The organism is Acinetobacter modestus (assembly GCF_014636095.1).
GTDB classification, from domain to species: domain Bacteria; phylum Pseudomonadota; class Gammaproteobacteria; order Pseudomonadales; family Moraxellaceae; genus Acinetobacter; species Acinetobacter modestus.
Genome location: NZ_BMDV01000005.1, coordinates 191,244 through 210,692, shown reverse-complemented (window position 1 = coordinate 210,692; position 19,449 = coordinate 191,244). Strand labels below are relative to the sequence as shown.

The following is a 19,449-nucleotide window of genomic DNA, read 5'->3' as shown; positions in this document are numbered from 1 at the left end:
TGAGATACATATTAAGCCTTTTTTAATTTTTATACTGTTATAACTCTGTTATCAACAGCATTAAAAAAACCTCGTTTATCAACAAGGGGGTTCTTTTAACTCAGAGATAAAACTTAGTTTTCTCCTTGTCTACGATTTTGTTTGCTTGAATCCTGAGTAGGGTCTCCTACGCAACAGGACAATAGAAAAGCATGAGAAGCATCGCTTCATAAGGTCCCTGTGCAAGAGTAGAGCTATGCTTCGCTAATGCGTAACATTAGGATGATCCAATAAAAAGCCCCTGTACAAACAAGGGCTTTTAAAGATTAAACTAAAACTTAGTTCTTCTCTTTGTCTACGATTTTGTTCGCTTGAATCCAAGGCATCATCGCACGTAACTTGTTACCAGTTACTTCGATACCATGCGCAGCATTTTGACGACGACGAGCAGTCATAGATGGGTAGTTTAACGCACCTTCTTGAATGAACATTTTCGCATATTCACCAGATTGGATACGTTTCAATGCATTACGCATTGCTTCACGAGACTGTTCGTTGATTACTTCAGTACCAGTCACATATTCACCGTACTCAGCATTGTTAGAAACTGAGTAGTTCATGTCAGCAATACCGCCTTCGAACATTAAGTCAACGATTAACTTAAGTTCATGTAAGCATTCGAAGTAAGCCATTTCTGGTGCATAACCAGCTTCAACCAAAGTTTCGAAGCCCATTTTAACCAATTCAACAGCACCACCACAAAGAACTGCTTGCTCACCGAATAAGTCAGTTTCAGTTTCTTCACGGAAAGAAGTTTCGATGATACCTGTACGACCACCACCTACACCTGAAGCGTAAGAAAGAGCGACGTTACGTGCATTACCAGAAGCATCTTGGTGAATTGCGATTAAGTCAGGAACACCTGAACCACGTTGATATTCAGAACGTACAGTGTGACCTGGTGCTTTTGGAGCAACCATGATTACGTCTAAATCTTTACGTGGAACAACTTGGTTATAAAGAATAGAGAAACCATGAGCAAATGCTAAAGTCGCGCCTTCTTTGATATTTGGCTCAATCACATCACGATAAAGTTGAGATTGGAACTCATCTGGAGTCAAAATCATCACTAAGTCAGCTTGAGCAACAGCTGCTGGAACTTCAGATACTTTAAGACCTGAATTTTCAGCTTTTTTCCAAGATGCTGAACCAGCACGTAAACCAACAGTTACGTCAACGCCAGAATCTTTCAAGTTAAGTGCATGAGCATGACCTTGTGAACCATAACCAATGATTGCAACTTTTTTGCCTTGGATGATTGATAAGTCACAGTCTTTATCGTAAAAAATTTGCATCTGTTTTCTCCGCTAAAATTTTTGTCATTTCCCTTGTTATACAAGGATAGATCCTTTGAAACTTTCCAATTCTTGCATTTCTATATGAAGAATTAGGGAAGCAATTAAATACTTAAAACTTTTTCACCACGTGCGATGCCTGATACACCTGAACGTACAACTTCTAAAATAGTATTTTCAGCAAGTGCATCAATAAAACCATCAATCTTTTCAGTTGTACCAGCGATTTGAATCGTATAAGTGGTTGGTGTTACATCAACGATTTGGGCACGGAAGATGTCTGCTGTACGTTTAATTTCAGCACGAGCAGCACCGAGCGCTTTAACTTTGATCAACATCAATTCACGCTCAATATGTGAACCTTCAGACAAATCAACTACTTTAACTACTTCAACCAATTTGTTGAGTTGTTTAGTGATTTGCTCAATTTTGTGATCATCACCATAAGTGGTGAGTGTCAAGCGAGATAAAGTCTCATCTTCAGTAGGTGCAACATTGAGTGTCTCGATGTTGTAACCACGTTGGCTAAATAAACCCACAAGACGAGAAAGCGCACCAGCTTCATTTTCAACGAGTACAGAAATAATATGTCTCATTATGTGCGCTCCCCTTTACCTAACCACATATCTTTCATCGACTGACCTGCAATCAACATTGGATAAACATGTTCTGTACGATCAACCATGACATTAATGAATACACATTTATCATTAATTGCCATTGCTTCAGCCAGTTTAGATTCCAATTCATCTGCATGATTGATTTGAATACCTACGTGACCATAAGCTTCCATCAATTTTGCAAAATCAGGTAAAGAATCTACATAAGAGCTTGAATGACGCCCTTCATAGTTCATGTCTTGCCACTGCTTCACCATGCCTAAAGCTTGGTTATTCAAGCAAAGAATTTTCACATTTAAGCCATATTGCTTACATGTTGATAATTCTTGGATACACATCTGAATTGATGCTTCACCTGTAATACACACTACTTGTTGATCTGGGAATGCAAGCTTCGCTGCCATTGCATACGGTAAACCAACACCCATAGTGCCTAGACCACCAGAGTTAATCCATTGGCGTGGACGTTTGTATTTGTAGTAGTTTGCGCCAAACATTTGGTGCTGACCTACGTCAGACGTAATGATCGCTTCACCATTGGTCACACGATCAAGCGCTTCCACCACTTGTTGTGGTTTCATTTCACCATTTTGAGCAGCTTCATAGCGTAAGCCATGAACTTTACGCCACTCATTAATCTGAGACCACCATTCAGCAATTGCTTCAGAATTTGGCTTAGACACATTCATCTGTTTAAGCTGAGCTAACATTTCTTGAAGAACTGGCTCAACCGCACCAACGATAGGAATGTGCGCCATGATCGTTTTAGAAATGGTCGCTGGATCTACATCAATATGAATAACTTTCGCATTCAAACAGAATTTCGCAGGGTTATTGGTTACACGGTCATCGAAACGTGCACCAATGGCCAAAATCACGTCTGCATTGTGCATCGTCATATTGGCTTCATAGGTACCATGCATCCCTAACATACCCACAAACTGTGGATCATTGCCAGGGAACGCACCTAAGCCCATCAAAGTATTGGTTACTGGATAACCCAATAAATGTGCAAGTTCAGTCAATAATGCAGAAGCATTACCTTGAACAACGCCACCGCCCGTATAAATAATTGGGCGTTTAGCAGTAATGAGCTCATCAATCGCTTTGCGGATTTGACCTGAATGTCCACGTGAAGGCGGTTGATACGAACGCATCTTCACTTTTTCAGGATATTCGTAGGCAAATTTTTCTGCTGGATTGGTGGCATCCTTAGGAATATCAACAACAACTGGGCCTGGACGACCAGAAGAGGCAATATAAAATGCTTTCTTAATAATTGCAGGAATTTCGCTGGCGTGACGCACTTGGAAACTGTGTTTTACGATTGGACGAGAAATACCAACCATATCTGTTTCTTGGAATGCATCTTCACCAATTAGGTGACTTGCAACTTGTCCTGACAAAATCACCATTGGGATTGAGTCCATATAGGCAGTTGCAATAGGAGTAACAGTATTTGTTGCGCCTGGACCAGAGGTCACAAGAACAACACCTGTTTTACCAGTTACGCGCGAGTATGCATCTGCCATATGACCAGCAGCTTGCTCATGACGTACAAGGTAATGATTAATTTTGTCTTGTTGAAAAAGCGCATCATAAATATGTAAAACTGCGCCGCCTGGATAACCAAAAACATGCTCTACGCCTTCGTCCGCAAGCGCACGAACGAGCATTTCACCACCAGATAAAAGTTCCAACGTGATTCACCCTAGTGTTAGTACAATTTATGGGAGACATAAATTGTATTTTCATTCATTAACTTATGCACTTTTCTAAGTGTGCGTATTCTACTCGTTTTTGCTGCAATAGGAAAAATTTTCTGACTCATCAGCCGTATAAGCTGTTATTACATCTCGAATCAAAACATGTTGGGATAAACATATTTCAAAAAATCATTCTCTCGGCTAGAAAGAATGTCCATTGCAAACCATGACATTTATTCGAAGGGTGATCAAATAAGCGCATATAAAACTAAGCAAGCATTTTTGTTGCTTTCATACACAAAGTCAAGAATAAAGAAAAGGTTTTTTTAGAATAATTTTTAGCTGTTGTTTTTTTAATCTCTCAGCTCAAGGTAATTTATCGATTCAAATGCCCATTTATCAAAAAACTATTTTCTTTTTATACAAAAATAGGCATTGTGATTGGCTAATTCAAACATTTTGATCGAATATAGACGGAATTCTTTTGGGGAGATCAAATTATGAAACCATCATATTTAAAAACAAGCCTATACGCTGTCGCAACTACGACTCTGCTTCTTTGTTCTAGCCAAAATTACGCTCAGCAATATTACAAATGGATAGATGCTAATGGTTCAACCCATTACACCACGACTCCTCCACCAAAAGGAGCAAAACGATTAGATAAAATTTCCACTTATGGAAGTAGCACTCAAAATACAAACCCGCCGAAAGCACAGCAACCTCAAAACGAAAATAAACCATCTTCTGAAACACAATCACCTCAAAGCTTTGGTCAACCTTCAACGAATGTAGCTTCTCAAACTCCAGCTACTACTGCACCTGTTCAAACTCCAACTACAGCACCAGTTAGAGTAAAACCAAATCTTTAGATTCTTTTAATATAATTGAATAAAATGGTGACTCTAATATCACCACTTTATTCAATTTTTTAAAATACGAATATTTATGACAAAAACCCTTTTCAAACAATATTCTGTAATCACATTAATATTATCTATTTATCCAGCTACAACCTATCCTCAAGATTTTTATAAATGGGTCGACGCGAGTGGCTCAACTCATTATTCAGCAACACCTCCACCCTCAAGTGCGAAAAAGTTAGGCTCAGTATCCACATATAGCAACAGTCTAGAACAAACTAAAAAACAACTTCCAGATAATAAACCAGTTCAAAATCTCAATCAGCCATCACGTCCAGTAGCTCCAAAAGATGAATTTACAACAGCAGAACGAGCTGAAATTGAGAAACAAGTAAAACAGCAACTCCAAGAAATTAAAAAAGATCCGTATGCAGTAATGTTTGGTGCAACAAACGAAAAAGATATTCGTAGATCAATGGAGGTAGCTTATCAACAAAAGAAGGAGAAATTAGCAAATTCAAGAGCATCAAATCGATAAAAATACTTAGATAGAACCACTGATACCCAATAACCAGAAGATAAAATCTTGATCTAAAAACTGACATCCGCCCCTATTTTGCGCTATGCTGTGCGGCAATCTTAACTTTAATTTTTGTTGTATCGCATATCCCTATGACGACTTCTCACATTGACTCCGAATATCAAGCAAGTGCCATTGAGCCTCAAGTTCAACAAGACTGGGACAATCGCAAAGTTTTTAAAGTTGCAGACACTGTAGAGGGCAAACATCGCTATATCCTGTCGATGTTCCCCTACCCAAGTGGCAAACTGCATATGGGGCATGTGCGTAACTACACCATTGGTGACGTGATCAGCCGTTTTTACCGTTTAAAAGGTGAAACCGTATTACAACCAATGGGTTGGGATGCATTTGGTTTGCCTGCTGAAAATGCAGCGATTGCTCATCAAGTTGCACCAGCAAAATGGACTTTTGAAAATATCGCGTACATGCGTGACCAATTAAAAAAATTGGGCTTGTCTGTCGATTGGGATCGTGAATTTGCCACCTGTACACCAGAATACTATCACTGGGAACAATGGTTATTCGTACAACTTTATAAGAAAGGCTTGATCTATCGTAAGCTTTCAACAGTGAACTGGGATCCTGTAGACCAGACAGTGTTGGCCAACGAGCAAGTTGAAAATGGCCGTGGCTGGCGTTCAGGTGCATTGGTTGAAAAACGTGATATTCCAATGTACTACTTCCGCATCACTGACTATGCACAAGAATTATTAGACGATTTAGACACATTAAAAGATGGTTGGCCACAACAGGTCTTGACCATGCAACGTAACTGGATTGGTCGTTCTACAGGGATGGAAATTACCTTCCCTTCTGAGAATACTGAAGTCTATGCAGATGGTTTAACTGTTTATACTACGCGTGCTGATACCTTAATGGGTGTGACTTATGTTGCTGTTGCAGCAGAACACCCTATGGCACTTAAAGCTGCTGCCCTTCAATCAGAAGTAGGCAATCCTGAACTTGCTGCATTTATTGAAGAATGCCGTATGGGTTCAGTTGCAGAAGCCGATCTCGCCACTGCTGAAAAGAAAGGTATGGCAACCGGCTTGTCTGTTAAGCACCCAGTCACAGGTGAAGACTTACCTGTTTGGATTGCGAACTATGTATTGATGTCATACGGTTCAGGCGCTGTGATGGCCGTTCCTGCACATGACGAGCGTGATTTTGAATTTGCTAATAAATTTAGCTTACCAATCAAGCAAGTCATCGATGCTAAAGGCGCTGATGATGCTGAATATTCAGCAACTGAATGGCAAGAATGGTACGGTTCTAAAGATGGCAAATTGGTGAATTCTGGCGAGTTTGATGGTTTAGCATTCCAAGCCGCTTTTGATGCCTTCCTTGCAAAATTAGAACCACAAGCTTTGGCAAATTCTAAGGTTCAATTCCGTTTGCGTGACTGGGGTGTTTCTCGTCAGCGTTACTGGGGTTGTCCAATTCCAATGATCAATTGTAACAGCTGTGGTCAAGTCACCGTTCCAGAAGATCAATTGCCAGTGGTATTACCGACGGATGTGGTTCCAGACGGTTCTGGTAACCCATTGAACAAGATGCCTGAATTCTATGAAACTAAGTGTCCAAGCTGTGGCGGCGACGCACGTCGTGAAACAGACACCTTGGATACCTTTGTAGAATCCTCTTGGTATTATGCACGTTATGCATCTCCAGACTTTACTGGCGGTATGGTGAAACCTGAAGCAGCTCAAAGCTGGCTTCCAGTGAACCAATACATCGGTGGTGTTGAACACGCAATTCTGCACTTACTTTATGCACGTTTCTTCCATAAATTGATGCGTGATGAAGGCGTGGTACAAGGTAACGAGCCATTTACTAACTTGCTCACCCAAGGCATGGTGTTGGCGGATACTTTCTACCGCGAAGCAGAAAGCGGCAAGAAAACTTGGTTTAACCCTGCTGACATCGAATTAGAACGTGACGAAAAAGGTCGTATCCTGTCTGCAAAATATTCAGGTGATGGTCAAGAAGTTGTGATTGGCGGACAAGAAAAAATGTCTAAGTCGAAAAATAACGGTATCGACCCACAAGCCATTATTGATCAGTACGGTGCAGATACGGCACGTGTCTTCATGATGTTTGCTGCACCACCTGATCAATCATTAGAATGGTCAGATGCAGGTGTTGAAGGTGCAAACCGTTTCTTGAAACGTGTATGGCGTTTGGCGACTGGTTTCTTAGAAAAAGGCAATCTAGCTACTGCAATTGATACAGTAAACCTATCGAAAGATGCGCAAGATTTACGTCGTAAAACCCATGAAACCATCCAAAAAGTGGGTGATGACATCGAACGTCGTCATGCATTCAATACCTCTATTGCTGCATTGATGGAATTATTGAATGCGACCAACAAATTTGAAGCAAAAGATGACAATGATGTAGCCGTTGCACGTGAAGCAATTACAACTTTATTGACTTTACTTGCCCCATTTGCACCACATTTAAGTCAAACACTTTTAGCACAGTTTAATATTGATATTAATACGACACTGTTCCCACAAGTGGATGAATCAGCGTTAACCCGTAATACGCAAACGATTGTTGTACAAGTGAATGGTAAACTTCGTGGTAAGTTAGACGTCGCAGTCGATATCTCAAAAGATGAGTTATTGGCTTTGGCAAAAGCACTGCCAGAAGTTCAACAATTCTTAACTGGTCCAACCAAGAAAGAAATTGTAGTACCAAATAAACTTGTTAATTTAGTTGTTTAATAATTCTTTCTAACCTCTCTTAAATATAAGAGAGGTTTTAATCCTCTACCAAAGAGGAATTAGAATAGATTTGATTAGAGGAATAAATATGCACTTAGCACAACGTTTAGCTGCTATTGTTTTAACTTTAGGTCTAAGTGCAGGCTTAGTTGGCTGTGGCTTTCATTTAAAGGGAAGCTATCCAACGGCAACACCATTGGTTTATAACAAACTAACTTTGGTTTTACCTGACAATACCGATGAACTCGAGAATCGTCTCAGCATCTATCTCAGTGCTACGGGTGTACAACTCAGTAATGCCAATGATGCCTATGTACTTCGTATCTTAGATTATACTCCTCGTCGCCAGTTATTGAATGGTAAATTGACTGAAGTACTATTGCGTTTAACCGTGACTTTCCAAGTTGAAGATCGTCAAGGCAATAAAATCACAGAACCACGTACACTCACTGCATCTCGCACCTACCAATATGATGTGGCAACTGTAAATACAGATAATCAACAAGAAGCGTATCTGAACCGTATCATTATTGATGATATTGCCCAGCAAATTACGCGTCAAATTGCAGCGAATCGTTTACCCAAAGCTCAACCATAATTACTTTTTATGAAGTTAGATTATGTTCAAGCATTAAAACGCATTACAGAAGCCCGTGGTGCATGGATCATTCATGGGCAAGAACCTTTGCTTGAGCAAAACTTACTTGATGGATTTCGTAAAAGTTGGCAACAGCATGAGATTGAACGTCAGCGTTATGATATCAGTAGCGTCAATGATTGGAAAAATGTTTTTAATGCGCTGAATAGCTTATCGCTATTTTCCCAGCAACTTGCCATTGAAGTACATGGCAATATCAAGCCCGATGCCAACGGCTTAAAACTGCTTAAACACTATATTCAACATAATGAACACAACTTATTGCTCATCGTTTTACCTAAACAAGACAGCAGCAGTTTAAAGTCTGCCTTTTTCCAAGTCGTGGAGGCCAATGGTGTTGTGGTTTCTTTGACCGCAACCTATCCACAAGACCGACAAAAAATCTTAAATTTAGAAGCAGAAAAACTAGGCATTCAACTGGATCATGATGCTTGGCAATGGCTGATGCAGCATCATGAACATAACCTACTGGCAGCCAAAAACAGTTTGATGCGTGTTGCAGATACCTTTCCCGATATCAAACAAATCCAAATTGAACAACTCTATGCTTGTTTACAAGATCAATCACGCTATACCACCTATGATTTAAGTGATGCATTATTAACAGGAAATTTAGCTCAATCCGTTAAAATCTATCAGTATCTTCTTGCTGCTGGCGAACCAGATAGCTTGATCTTATGGACACTCAGCAAAGAAATGCGTCTACTCATGCAACTTTTTGAGCAGCCACAGAATGCATTGCAATTAGGGATTTGGAAAACTAAAGTTTCGCTTTATCAGCAAGCATTACGCCGCTTAAACCCTCGTCAGTTTTTAAAATGGCCTGAACTTTTATTAGCAATTGATGCTGCAATTAAAGGAATGTCTCAAGAGAATCCCGAACAACTCATGTTACAGGCAGTTGGGGAATTATGTGGGAAACAATTATTCTTAATTTAGAAGTTCTCTGCCCATCTCTCCCAAAACCCCTCGTCATCATGATGTTTATTTTTCATAGCTTGTTCTAAAGATACATAGTAAAAAAGTAAACCTTTAATTTTCATACGACCATCTGCATATTCTAAATGTTCACTTAGTTTTTGATATTCAGCTAACGATTCATCATAAGCAATATCAATATAAAGCTGCCCCTGATAAGATTCCATTGAATTTTCACTTGCAAAACATCCACATTTTTCATAGGCAATACGATTTTGCTGAAGCCAATGAATAAATCTAGTTCTTGCTTTCCATTTTTCATAATTATCACTGGAGTAAAATTTACTATCAAACTGCACATATAAAACATCTCTTTGTTTTTCTCTTGCAATTTTATCTATATGTTTAATCAAGTGTGGCATAAACTAATTCCAGAATCTTTAAAATTATAAATAAATCAAACGTAACTGAAAAACTCTATCTTTTACATCATCACATAAATAAGGATTATCTGCCAAAAAAGAGATAATTAATTTATCATCCTGATCAAGTAATGCATATTGTATTTCTTCTTGCAAATTAGGCTGTCTTGCTAATTTAATATGAGAACTCAAAGTCTGAGATAGAAAGAGCTGCCATTGTTCTTCCTCGCTCAATAGAACATCGGAATCAAATAGAGTAGCTGATTCAACGCCACACTCTTCTTCCTCGATATTATCTATTGTTGTTCTGTGCCGCAGAAAATTACGCGGTAAATAATTTTCTATTTCGCTAAAAATATCTGATGAGGTACTTGGATTTTTAGCTAACATTTTATACAAATACGTTTCATCAAATGTATCTTGAATTGGGTATGTTAATAACTTCCGTTGTACGATTTCTGAGATACTAGGATTTTTAACTAATGCCCAAATCACCATAATTTCTATACCACCGTATTCGATAGCATAATCAATTAATTGCAGTTGGATATTTTCAATAACACCTAAATTCTCCGCTAAATTTCGACGTACAACCATATTTTGCTTTAATAACAATTGTTGAACTTGTTCATCTAAATTTGGATTTTTTGCCAAAATCATAGCGATACTTGGTTCACGCACCGCCCGATTTTGCCAACTATCTTGATAAGTTGCTAATTGAAATTGCTCCACTATGGTTAAGTTTGGATTTTGAGCTAAAGCCAACAATTCTGTTCGAGTTTTTTCAATTAGCATTACTTTTCCATGCATACAATTACCTCTTACGTTGAAGAATAGGTATTAACTCGTGTGGCTATGCGCTTCCATGTAGTCTCACCAATTTTTCCATCAGGTATCAACTCATACAAACCTAAAAATCTATAAATGGATTTATTACTAATGCTTTTATCTTCCATAGATGCAAAAATAATTCTTTTTTGTGGTCCATTTCTAGTTTTTTCTAAATGATCTTCAATCTTAGATATATCAAGACATCGTTCTTTTATAACTTTATAATCTAACATCTGATAATTTGCCCACTCTTCATTTTTAAAGAATTTTGGGAACCAAATCAATATATTATCATCATAAGCATGTTTTGCAGCACCTGATTGTATCCATGTAGTATATGAGTTACCAAAACAATTTGCCGCTTCATAGTTATATTCAAATACCACATCATCATCTAAATCAAGATAACCAAGCTCGATATATTTTTGAGTAGATTGATTGTTCATGTATAAATCTCCAAAATTTAATAAATTAAAAGAATTAGTAACCGCAACCCTCTATAAATGTGGAGGATTTTTTGCAGTTTGACAATTCATTACTGCTGCTCTATTCCATGACTTATATCCTTGCTCGTGCCCCTCGTTCAGAAACATTTCACTGATCATTGATGATTGCAAACATAAATCCACCAGAGATGCACCATTATTTCGCATAATGTTATATTTCTTGATTTCATTATTCACAGCACGGCTTGCACCCTGCACATCACCGCCACTTTGAGTAAAAGCTTTGCTTCTTTCAACTCTCACATTTTCCAAACCTTCGAATAATGCTTTACTATTACGCATCATTCTTTCTTCAGCAGTTTCAGCATAAGCACAAGTAATCAATAAACTACTACCAACCACATACACAAAACTCATTTTTATTAATTGATTTAACATAGTTTTTCCTCAGACAACTCATTAAGAATCCGACTAAAATAATTTAACTCTTAGGAATACATAATCATTAGACAACACTACCTTTTTAATTTTTTACATAAATGAAAAAGGGTATACCTAACCACTGCAAGCGCTTTTTTGTGCTGTATCGATATGTTCTTTAATTCATTTGATGTAGTTATATTAAGACATTTAAATTAATAAAGTGTTATACTTATACGATAGTTGTGTTATTTTTATGTAACAATATTAAAGATTACCACTTAAATAAACAACAACAGAAGACCGTTTTAGATATAGAATAATTACCGCATCATACAGTTACATCCTAGAGCAAATACAATGCCAAATAGTCTTTCATCCGCTCCTCTCAATGTTGTTATCGTATTTTCAGGTGAAAGTTTAGAAACACTTAGACAACAAGGTGGCACTGGTGATTGGGTTCTAAAAACCAATAATTTTATAAACGTTGAATATGTATTGATCATCCGTAATTTAAAAAAAGATCTTGCTGATAAATCAGATGGATACGATCATGCTCAAGCATTTATTCTCGGTAAGTTTCAAGCAATTAAACCTAAAGAAGCATCAGATCGAAAAATTATTCAAATTTCAGAGTTTGTCCAACTTCCACATCAAGAATCATTTAAGAATGCTTGGGCGAAATTAACATCAGGACAACGCAATCCTATTACCTATAAAAACTCTAGCGAAGTTCTAGAGAAAATTAAGCTGAATCTAGATAACCCTGAATTTAAATGGCAAAAAATGCAACAGCTTCAAGAAGAGGAAGTCAACCTTTCACTTGCTGATATTATTAATGAAGCTCGTCAAAAAATTGCACAAGCTGCCAATGTTGATAAAAGTAAAGTCAATATTCAAATTTCTTTTTAGTTCTAAAGCTATACGTTGTTTATTCTGCTTACTTCTATTGAGAAAAATAAAATTTTGATTCTTAAAATTAAATAAAATAATGATTTTCATAAGTATTTTATAATTTTATAAAAAAATGGGGGAGTAGAATTTCTCCCCCCATTTTTTGATATCGACTTTAAATATTCATAAGCAATTAAGGATAACTAACTTTAAGCATCAATGAGTTAGCTAAATATACGAGAGAACCAGCTCTTTCCTTTGGTTTGTTCTTGGGTGCGTAAATATCGAATCATATTGTCACGCACAGCATCGACATAATCCTGATCATCATGCTGTATATGATTAATCAACCATTTTGAGAGTAATCGATATAAATCATTTTCAACTGCTTCCCCTTTTTCAAAGCGTTGACGATAATCATTCAGTCTTTTGACAAATAAATCATGTATACCTTTATGCGAAGGTAAATATTGATAATTAACCTGCATTAATAAATTTTCTTCAAAGCTAAAATGTGATTGCGTGTAATCAATTAGATCTTCCAATACTTCTTGAATCTTAGAGCGATGACCACTCACCCGAATTTCTTCTAGTCTATTGATATAATCTAATATTTGGCGATGCTGATGATCAATTACATCGATACCGATATTAAAGCTTTCTTGCCATTCCATTTTATTTCCCCTGTGAATTTTCCTATCAAATCACTTGTACTTATTTGCATATTTTTTATGACTTTATTGCTTAGATTAAAACCATAAAAAAAATATGGAATTAGATCTTACAATTTTTACACCCTTAAATCCATAAAAAAATTAAGGTTTTATTAAATTTATTTACCTTATATTAAAAATAAATGTAAGAAATTGAAATTTATAATTATTATTTTTAAAATAACTATTTTAATGAAAATCTGGAAAGGCTGATAAGGCTAAATTAGAGACCTAACTCATTTTGAATGAATGATGTAATTCAATCTACTTTAAATACATAAATGTGATCTTTTCTGAATCAAGATCGTCTCATCAATAGGATTCAATAAGCTATCAATCGCCGTTAGCTCAATCATCACCAGAAAGTTATAATTAACTCAATATTTCTCAATTTTAGGATAAATTATGCTGAGATCATCTCAATAAAATACGATGACAGAGGATAAGAATACCGATCATGCAGCAACTCAGCCCCATCGAAATTGAAAGAGTTAAAAGTTTATTCTCAAAAGCCGATAGCCTGATTATCAGTGCGGGTGCAGGTATGGGCGTTGACTCAGGTCTGCCCGACTTTCGAGGCAATCAAGGCATGTGGCGAGCTTATCCAGAACTCTGTAAACAACGTATCGACTTTACTGAAATAGCCAATCCAGCAGCATTTAAATTTCAGCCAAATTTAGCATGGGGTTTTTATGGACATCGTTTGGCACTATATCGTCAAACCATGCCGCATCAAGGTTTTAATTTACTCAAACAACTCGCTGAAAAATTAGCACTACCCTACTTTGTATTTACTTCGAATGTTGATGGGCAGTTTCAAAAAGCAGGTTTTGATCCAAACCAAATTTATGAATGTCATGGCTCGATCCACCATCTTCAATGCTCAGAACCTTGCCAACTCACAACATGGTCAGCAAATGAATTAACGCCTGAGATTGATCATCAAAATTGTCAATGGCTAGGACAACTCCCACTATGCCCACATTGTGGCAAGTTATCCCGTCCAAATATTTTGATGTTTAATGATTATGCTTGGGTTAGCCAAAGACACACGCAACAAGCGAGACGCTTAGAAAATTTTTTAGAAGCCCACAATCAATCTATTGTCATTGAAATAGGTGCAGGCACAGCCATTCCAACCGTTCGTTATTTCAGTGAGCGTTTCGCACCACAACTCATCCGAATCAATCCTCGTGAAGCAATGCTTCCATCCAAGGGAGGAGTCTCAATCGCAGAAAATGCAGTCATTGGTATTCAAAATATTTATCAGATTCTAGTCGAATAATTTCAATAAAATTTGATAATAATTATCATTCTAGATTAAAAATATCCACGTTTTATCCTTATTTCGCTTTTATACTGGTTTGAGTTTCCAAATTTCGATCTGTTGCCATGCCAAAAACAAGTTCTAAAAAAATACCATTAAGTAAAATAATAATAATCGCTATCGGTGTGGCGATTATTGCAGCCGTTGCATGGTTTTTCTTTAAACCTAAAGATCAAGCACCACAATATATTAGTGCTGAAGTTTCCAAAGGTGATATTGAAGATTCAGTACTCGCAACGGGTGTACTTGAAGCAACCAAGATGGTCAGTGTGGGTGCTCAGGTTTCAGGTCAAGTGAAAAAAATGTATGTTCAGTTAGGCGATCAAGTCAAACAAGGTCAACTGATTGCACAAATTGACTCGATTCGTCAAGAAAATGAATTAAAAACAGCCAAAGCGAATATTCAAAATCAACAGGCTCAATTGGCAGTACAACAAGCCAATTTAGCAAAAGTTGAAGCTGAATATAAACGCCAGCAGGCAATGTTTAGCCAAGATGCAACTTCACGTGCAGAACTTGAAACAGCACTAGCAAACTTTAAAACAGCACAAGCTCAAATTGCAGCAATCAATGCGCAAATTGAACAATCTCGTTTAACACTCGCAACTGCACAAGAGAATTTAGGTTATACCAGTATTGTTGCACCAATGGATGGGACAGTAGTTGCCATTGTGACCGAAGAAGGTCAAACGGTGAATGCCAACCAAACCGCGCCAACAATTGTGAAATTGGCGAAATTAGATACGATGACAATTAAGGCTCAAATTTCTGAAGCCGATGTTATGAAAGTTGAAAAAGGTCAAACCGTTTACTTCACTACATTAGGCAATAGTGACAAAAAACATTACGCACAACTACGTCAAGTTGAGCCAGCACCAAACTCTATCAATACGGAAACAACCAATACCAGTTCATCGTCATCAAGCACGGCAGTGTATTACAACGCTTTGTTTGATGTTCCAAATGAAGACGGTAAGTTACGTATTGATATGACTGCACAGGTCTATATTGTTTTAGCTGAAGCAAAAAATGTACTAACAATTCCTGCCGCTGCCATCCAAACTAGACGTTCAAACAAAAAAGAAAATGGCAATAATTCGGTTGCAACAGATAAAGCAAAAAATACAGATACTCAGAAAGCGCAACATCCTAAACGCCTAGATTTGACTGAAGCTGAAAAAGCCTTAGTTGCTCAAAGTAAAGCATCCACAGGTATGGTTCGTGTGTTACAAGCGGATGGGACTGCTCAACCTCAACCTGTGTTAATCGGCCTTAACAATCGTGTCACTGCACAAGTGCTTAGAGGTTTAAAACAAGGTGATCAAGTGGTGATTGCAGATGCAACTGATAGCTCAAACGAATCAGCAAAACGTAGCAATCAACGTGCAATGAGAATGTAATATGACTCAAGATCAAACGCATTCTTCACAGCCATTACTTGAGGTTAGTGACCTCACCCGTGAGTTCCCTGCGGGTGAAGGTACAGTACAAATTCTCAAAGGCATTGATTTAAAAATTTATGCAGGTGAGTTGGTTGCAATCGTCGGACAATCAGGCTCAGGTAAATCGACCCTGATGAACATCTTAGGTTGTCTGGATAAGCCCAGCGCAGGGAGTTACAAGGTCAATGGTCGAGAAACACGCCAACTGGAACCAGATGAACTGGCACAACTACGCCGTGAATATTTTGGTTTTATTTTCCAGCGTTATCACTTACTCGGTGATTTGAGTGCTTCTGGTAATGTTGAGGTCCCAGCAATTTATGCAGGCGTCGACAGCCAACTTCGCCAACAGCGTTCGGCTGAGCTACTCTCAGAACTCGGACTCGAAGAACGTTTACACCATCGCCCAAGCCAACTCTCTGGTGGCCAGCAACAACGTGTTTCGATTGCCCGCGCCTTGATGAATGGCGGTGATGTGATTCTTGCCGATGAGCCAACAGGTGCATTGGATAAGAATAGTGGTATTGAAGTGATGCGCATTTTGCGTGAGCTGAATGCCAAAGGTCATACCATTATTCTGGTCACACATGATCTTAATGTTGCAAAAAATGCGACCCGTATTATCGAGATCAGTGATGGTAATATTATTTCAGACCGTGCCAACGTGCCTGAAAATGCAGATTCCGATTTAGAACATCAAACCCTACAACGCACACCACAAAAGAAAACCTCAGCTTGGCGTTCTTTCTTTGATCGTCTCGGTGAAGCATTCCGCATGGCACTGCTTGCCATGAATGCACACCGCATGCGGACTTTCTTGACCATGCTTGGGATTATTATCGGGATCGCATCCGTGGTCTCGGTGGTTGCGTTGGGGAATGGCTCGCAAAAGCAAATTTTAGAAAATATCAGTAGCCTCGGTACCAATACCATTACCGTGTATCAGGGTCGTGGTTTTGGTGATAACTCACGTGCTTCACAAGTCAAAACCCTAGTGCCTGCTGATGCAGAAGCATTGGCAGAACAGCCATACGTCGATGGAGTAAGTCCATCCGCCAATACCAGTGTGACACTACGCTACAAAGATACTGAAGCATCGGCAACAGTAAATGGTGTCAGTGCTGATTTCTTCTATGTCCGTGGCATGACCTTTAAATCAGGACAGCCTTTTGACAAAAACAGCGTTACCCAGCGTGCCCAAGATGTAGTAATTGATACCAATACGGAAAAAACCTTCTTTGCAGATGGGACCAATCCTGTCGGTCAAGTACTGCTATTAGGTAGTGTACCCAGCCGTATTATTGGTGTGATTGATGCTCAACAAGGCTTTATGGGCAATTCTGACAGCTTGAATGTTTACTTACCTTATTCGACAGTCATGAGCCGTATGTTAGGTCAGTCTAATGTACGCAGCATTATTGTTCGTATTAAAGATGAATATCCAAGTAGTGCCGCTGAGAATGCCATATTGACTCTACTTGAACAACGTCACGGCGCACAGGACGTATTTACCCAAAACTCCGACAGTATTCGTGAAACCATCCAACAGACGACGGCAACCATGACCCTGTTAATTTCTGCAATCGCAGTGATCTCTTTGGTCGTTGGTGGTATTGGGGTCATGAACATTATGCTGGTTTCTGTGACCGAACGAACCCAAGAGATTGGCGTACGTATGGCCGTTGGCGCTCGACAAAGTGACATTTTGCAGCAATTCCTGATTGAAGCAATTTTAGTCTGCTTATTGGGCGGTGTACTTGGTGTGCTGCTTTCTTTAGGGATTGGGCAAATTATTGGGCACTTTGCCAAAGGCATCATTGAAATGAGTTATTCAACCACCTCAATTGTGGCGGCCTTTGTGTGTTCAAGCATGATTGGTATTGTATTTGGCTTTTTGCCAGCACGAAATGCGGCACAACTCGATCCAGTTGCTGCTTTAGCGAGAGAATAAGGAATTTGAGTATGTCTTTTCAATTCACAAAATTAGGACTCGCACTGGTACTCACTGGCTCCTTGGCTGGCTGTTCTGCTGTGGTGAAAACCCCCTATAACGCCCCAACAGTACAAGTGCCGCAACAGTTTCAGTATGATGCGCAAAAAAATAAGAATGTGAATCTAACTGATCAATGGTGGACACTGTTTAATGATGCCCAACTGAATCAATTGGTCGATCAGGTTCTCGCTAAAAATAGTGATTTAACTGTTGCGGGGATTACCCTTAAACAAGCTCGTTTACAGGCAGGTTTGGCTGAAAATAAACAAGGTATTCGAACCAGTTCTAGTGTTTCCGCAGGTCATAATTATGATCTGCGTTCTGGTGATGGTTCTGATCGTGGTTTATCGACCAGTGTCGGTGTCAGTTATGAACTTGACTTATTTGGCAAACTTGCTAGCCAAACGGAAGCAAGTCGATGGGAAGCCTTAGCCACTGAGCAAGATTTACAAGCCACAGCACAAAGTCTAGTTGGAACCACAGCGAAACTGTATTGGCAACTGTGCTATCTGAACGAACGCTATCAAACCATTCAGCAGAACTTGGCTTCGACGCAAAAAATCTATTCTTTGGTGCAATCACAGTATAAAGCGGGTGCGGTTTCAGGCTTAGATTTAACGCAAGCGGAACAATCGGTGCAAAGCCAAAAAGCCAGTTTAAGCCAAATTGGGCAGCTTCGTGTTGAAGCGCGTACTGCGATTGCTGTATTGCTACATGAACCTGTTCAACAACTGAATATTCAAGAGCCTACACAACTACCTCGCAATGCTCTTCCGAATATCGCGGTCGGACTCCCTGCGGATATTTTATCGCGTCGTCCAGACTTACAAGCTTCTGAATTACGCCTACGCAAAACCTTAGCCAATAAAGATGCAACCAAAGCCAGCTATTATCCTTCAATCAATTTGACTGGGAATGTTGGTTCTTCAAGCACGTCTTTGACTCAATTATTAAAGAATCCTGCTTTAACTTTGGGTGCGAGCCTTAGCCTGCCTTTCCTTCAATATAATGATATGAAGAAAGACATTGAGATCAGTGATCTTGAATATGAAAAAGCCATTACCCAGTATCGTCAAACCTTATACCAAGCTTTTGCTGATGTAGAAAATGCCTTGTCGAATCGAACTCAACTGAATCAACAAGTACAACTGCAACAACGCAATGTCGAGTTAGCTAATAAAACTGAGCGACTTACCGAAGTTCGTTATCGTAATGGTGCGATTGCATTAAAGAACTTGCTGGATGCACAGGAAACCACACGTAATGCACGACTTAGCTTGGTCGAAACCAAGCAGAGTCAATACAATGCCTATGTAACCTTAATGCAAGCACTAGGTGGAAGTCCTGTGAAAGAACGACCTGAACAATAACACACGAGTTGCTGCTATTTACTCACTTACAGTTTTGGCTCATTTTTAATGAGCTGAGAACTTTTGATTTTACTCATCAAATTTATGCATTGACGTAAATCTTGCTGTTTTATATGCTGATCAAAATATAATTACATTTAATAGGTATAAAATTGGTTATTTTTCATTTTTGTTATGCGG

The 19,449-nt window shown here is 38.7% G+C and carries 18 protein-coding genes; 10 read left to right on the top strand and 8 right to left on the bottom strand.

Annotated features, from left to right (window positions below; translation table 11 throughout):
• Nucleotides 1-317: 317 nt before the first annotated feature.
• The 3 genes from ilvC to IEV17_RS12685 all read right to left on the bottom strand — a co-directional run bounded on the left by ilvC (nucleotide 318) and on the right by IEV17_RS12685 (nucleotide 3,654).
• Entirely contained in the window at nucleotides 318-1,334 is a 1,017-nt protein-coding gene (gene ilvC, locus IEV17_RS12695) for a ketol-acid reductoisomerase (RefSeq protein WP_004659026.1), read from the bottom strand.
• Nucleotides 1,335-1,438: 104 nt separating this feature from the next.
• Nucleotides 1,439-1,930, bottom strand: coding sequence for an acetolactate synthase small subunit (gene ilvN / locus IEV17_RS12690; protein WP_004659027.1), 492 nt, complete (start codon nucleotides 1,928-1,930; stop codon nucleotides 1,439-1,441).
• Nucleotides 1,930-3,654 carry an acetolactate synthase 3 large subunit gene (locus IEV17_RS12685; RefSeq protein ID WP_004659029.1) on the bottom strand — a complete coding sequence of 575 codons (1,725 nt, stop codon included), beginning with the start codon at nucleotides 3,652-3,654 and terminating at the stop codon, nucleotides 1,930-1,932. Before IEV17_RS12685 ends, ilvN begins: the two co-directional genes overlap by 1 nt.
• 506 nt (nucleotides 3,655-4,160) lie before the next feature.
• On the opposite strand from IEV17_RS12685, the gene IEV17_RS12680 reads away from it, so the two are divergent.
• The 5 genes from IEV17_RS12680 to holA all read left to right on the top strand — a co-directional run bounded on the left by IEV17_RS12680 (nucleotide 4,161) and on the right by holA (nucleotide 9,432).
• Nucleotides 4,161-4,532: a DUF4124 domain-containing protein gene (locus tag IEV17_RS12680; RefSeq protein WP_004659031.1), complete on the top strand. Its 372-nt coding sequence runs from the start codon at nucleotides 4,161-4,163 to the stop codon at nucleotides 4,530-4,532.
• 76 nt (nucleotides 4,533-4,608) lie between these two features.
• The gene (locus IEV17_RS17335; protein ID WP_004659032.1) at nucleotides 4,609-5,061 is read left to right on the top strand and encodes a DUF4124 domain-containing protein; all 453 of its coding nucleotides are present in this window, start codon (nucleotides 4,609-4,611) and stop codon (nucleotides 5,059-5,061) included.
• Between the two features lie 134 nt (nucleotides 5,062-5,195).
• Nucleotides 5,196-7,835: a leucine--tRNA ligase gene (gene leuS / locus IEV17_RS12670; RefSeq protein ID WP_004659033.1), complete on the top strand. Its 2,640-nt coding sequence runs from the start codon at nucleotides 5,196-5,198 to the stop codon at nucleotides 7,833-7,835.
• 88 nt (nucleotides 7,836-7,923) lie between these two features.
• Nucleotides 7,924-8,433, top strand: coding sequence for an LPS-assembly lipoprotein LptE (locus tag IEV17_RS12665; protein WP_004659034.1), 510 nt, complete (start codon nucleotides 7,924-7,926; stop codon nucleotides 8,431-8,433).
• Nucleotides 8,434-8,442: 9 nt separating this feature from the next.
• Nucleotides 8,443-9,432 carry a DNA polymerase III subunit delta gene (gene holA / locus IEV17_RS12660; RefSeq protein ID WP_004659035.1) on the top strand — a complete coding sequence of 330 codons (990 nt, stop codon included), beginning with the start codon at nucleotides 8,443-8,445 and terminating at the stop codon, nucleotides 9,430-9,432.
• Here the strand turns inward: holA and IEV17_RS12655 are convergent.
• Genes IEV17_RS12655 through IEV17_RS12640 form a run of 4 tightly spaced genes read right to left on the bottom strand, consistent with a single transcriptional unit; the run spans nucleotide 9,429 to nucleotide 11,548 of the window.
• Nucleotides 9,429-9,833, bottom strand: coding sequence for a hypothetical protein (locus IEV17_RS12655; RefSeq protein WP_004659037.1), 405 nt, complete (start codon nucleotides 9,831-9,833; stop codon nucleotides 9,429-9,431). The genes holA and IEV17_RS12655 overlap by 4 nt on opposite strands.
• 24 nt (nucleotides 9,834-9,857) lie before the next feature.
• Nucleotides 9,858-10,643 (bottom strand): hypothetical protein, encoded by a 786-nt coding sequence (locus tag IEV17_RS12650; protein ID WP_004659039.1) that lies wholly within the window; start codon nucleotides 10,641-10,643, stop codon nucleotides 9,858-9,860.
• An 11-nt stretch (nucleotides 10,644-10,654) separates the two neighbouring features.
• Nucleotides 10,655-11,110: a hypothetical protein gene (locus IEV17_RS12645; protein WP_004659041.1), complete on the bottom strand. Its 456-nt coding sequence runs from the start codon at nucleotides 11,108-11,110 to the stop codon at nucleotides 10,655-10,657.
• Between the two features lie 51 nt (nucleotides 11,111-11,161).
• The gene (locus IEV17_RS12640) at nucleotides 11,162-11,548 is read right to left on the bottom strand and encodes a hypothetical protein (RefSeq protein ID WP_004659044.1); all 387 of its coding nucleotides are present in this window, start codon (nucleotides 11,546-11,548) and stop codon (nucleotides 11,162-11,164) included.
• 342 nt (nucleotides 11,549-11,890) lie between these two features.
• Here IEV17_RS12640 and IEV17_RS12635 point away from each other — a divergent pair, with 342 nt between their 5' ends.
• Nucleotides 11,891-12,442, top strand: coding sequence for a hypothetical protein (locus IEV17_RS12635; protein ID WP_004659047.1), 552 nt, complete (start codon nucleotides 11,891-11,893; stop codon nucleotides 12,440-12,442).
• 206 nt (nucleotides 12,443-12,648) lie between these two features.
• Here IEV17_RS12635 and IEV17_RS12630 read toward each other — a convergent pair whose 3' ends face one another.
• Nucleotides 12,649-13,098, bottom strand: a complete 450-nt coding sequence (locus IEV17_RS12630; RefSeq protein WP_004659048.1) for a bacteriohemerythrin — start codon at nucleotides 13,096-13,098, stop codon at nucleotides 12,649-12,651.
• Between the two features lie 496 nt (nucleotides 13,099-13,594).
• Between IEV17_RS12630 and IEV17_RS12625 the strand changes: the two genes are divergently transcribed.
• The 4 genes from IEV17_RS12625 (at nucleotide 13,595) to IEV17_RS12610 (ending at nucleotide 19,269) form a co-directional block, all read left to right on the top strand.
• Entirely contained in the window at nucleotides 13,595-14,422 is an 828-nt protein-coding gene (locus tag IEV17_RS12625; RefSeq protein WP_004659050.1) for an SIR2 family NAD-dependent protein deacylase, read from the top strand.
• Between the two features lie 107 nt (nucleotides 14,423-14,529).
• Complete coding sequence (locus tag IEV17_RS12620; protein WP_004659051.1) at nucleotides 14,530-15,864, top strand: MacA family efflux pump subunit; 1,335 nt, start codon at nucleotides 14,530-14,532, stop codon at nucleotides 15,862-15,864.
• Nucleotide 15,865: 1 nt separating this feature from the next.
• Nucleotides 15,866-17,857: a MacB family efflux pump subunit gene (locus IEV17_RS12615; protein WP_004659054.1), complete on the top strand. Its 1,992-nt coding sequence runs from the start codon at nucleotides 15,866-15,868 to the stop codon at nucleotides 17,855-17,857.
• 11 nt (nucleotides 17,858-17,868) lie between these two features.
• A complete protein-coding gene (locus IEV17_RS12610; protein WP_004659056.1) occupies nucleotides 17,869-19,269 on the top strand; it encodes an efflux transporter outer membrane subunit in 1,401 nt (466 codons plus the stop codon).
• Nucleotides 19,270-19,449 lie beyond the last annotated feature (180 nt).

Bases quoted from the DNA above. Each gene is read 5' to 3' on its own strand.
- ilvN (WP_004659027.1), bottom strand. From the start codon at position 1,930: ATGAGACATATTATTTCTGTACTCGTTGAAAATGAAGCTGGTGCGCTT.
- IEV17_RS12680 (WP_004659031.1), top strand. From the start codon at position 4,161: ATGAAACCATCATATTTAAAAACAAGCCTATACGCTGTCGCAACTACG.
- IEV17_RS12645 (WP_004659041.1), bottom strand. From the start codon at position 11,110: ATGAACAATCAATCTACTCAAAAATATATCGAGCTTGGTTATCTTGAT.
- IEV17_RS12665 (WP_004659034.1), top strand. From the start codon at position 7,924: ATGCACTTAGCACAACGTTTAGCTGCTATTGTTTTAACTTTAGGTCTA.
- IEV17_RS12630 (WP_004659048.1), bottom strand. From the start codon at position 13,098: ATGGAATGGCAAGAAAGCTTTAATATCGGTATCGATGTAATTGATCAT.
- holA (WP_004659035.1), top strand. From the start codon at position 8,443: ATGAAGTTAGATTATGTTCAAGCATTAAAACGCATTACAGAAGCCCGT.
- IEV17_RS12610 (WP_004659056.1), top strand. From the start codon at position 17,869: ATGTCTTTTCAATTCACAAAATTAGGACTCGCACTGGTACTCACTGGC.
- IEV17_RS12635 (WP_004659047.1), top strand. From the start codon at position 11,891: ATGCCAAATAGTCTTTCATCCGCTCCTCTCAATGTTGTTATCGTATTT.
- ilvC (WP_004659026.1), bottom strand. From the start codon at position 1,334: ATGCAAATTTTTTACGATAAAGACTGTGACTTATCAATCATCCAAGGC.
- IEV17_RS12615 (WP_004659054.1), top strand. From the start codon at position 15,866: ATGACTCAAGATCAAACGCATTCTTCACAGCCATTACTTGAGGTTAGT.
- IEV17_RS12655 (WP_004659037.1), bottom strand. From the start codon at position 9,833: ATGCCACACTTGATTAAACATATAGATAAAATTGCAAGAGAAAAACAA.
- IEV17_RS12625 (WP_004659050.1), top strand. From the start codon at position 13,595: ATGCAGCAACTCAGCCCCATCGAAATTGAAAGAGTTAAAAGTTTATTC.
- IEV17_RS12650 (WP_004659039.1), bottom strand. From the start codon at position 10,643: ATGCATGGAAAAGTAATGCTAATTGAAAAAACTCGAACAGAATTGTTG.
- IEV17_RS12620 (WP_004659051.1), top strand. From the start codon at position 14,530: ATGCCAAAAACAAGTTCTAAAAAAATACCATTAAGTAAAATAATAATA.
- leuS (WP_004659033.1), top strand. From the start codon at position 5,196: ATGACGACTTCTCACATTGACTCCGAATATCAAGCAAGTGCCATTGAG.
- IEV17_RS17335 (WP_004659032.1), top strand. From the start codon at position 4,609: ATGACAAAAACCCTTTTCAAACAATATTCTGTAATCACATTAATATTA.
- IEV17_RS12640 (WP_004659044.1), bottom strand. From the start codon at position 11,548: ATGTTAAATCAATTAATAAAAATGAGTTTTGTGTATGTGGTTGGTAGT.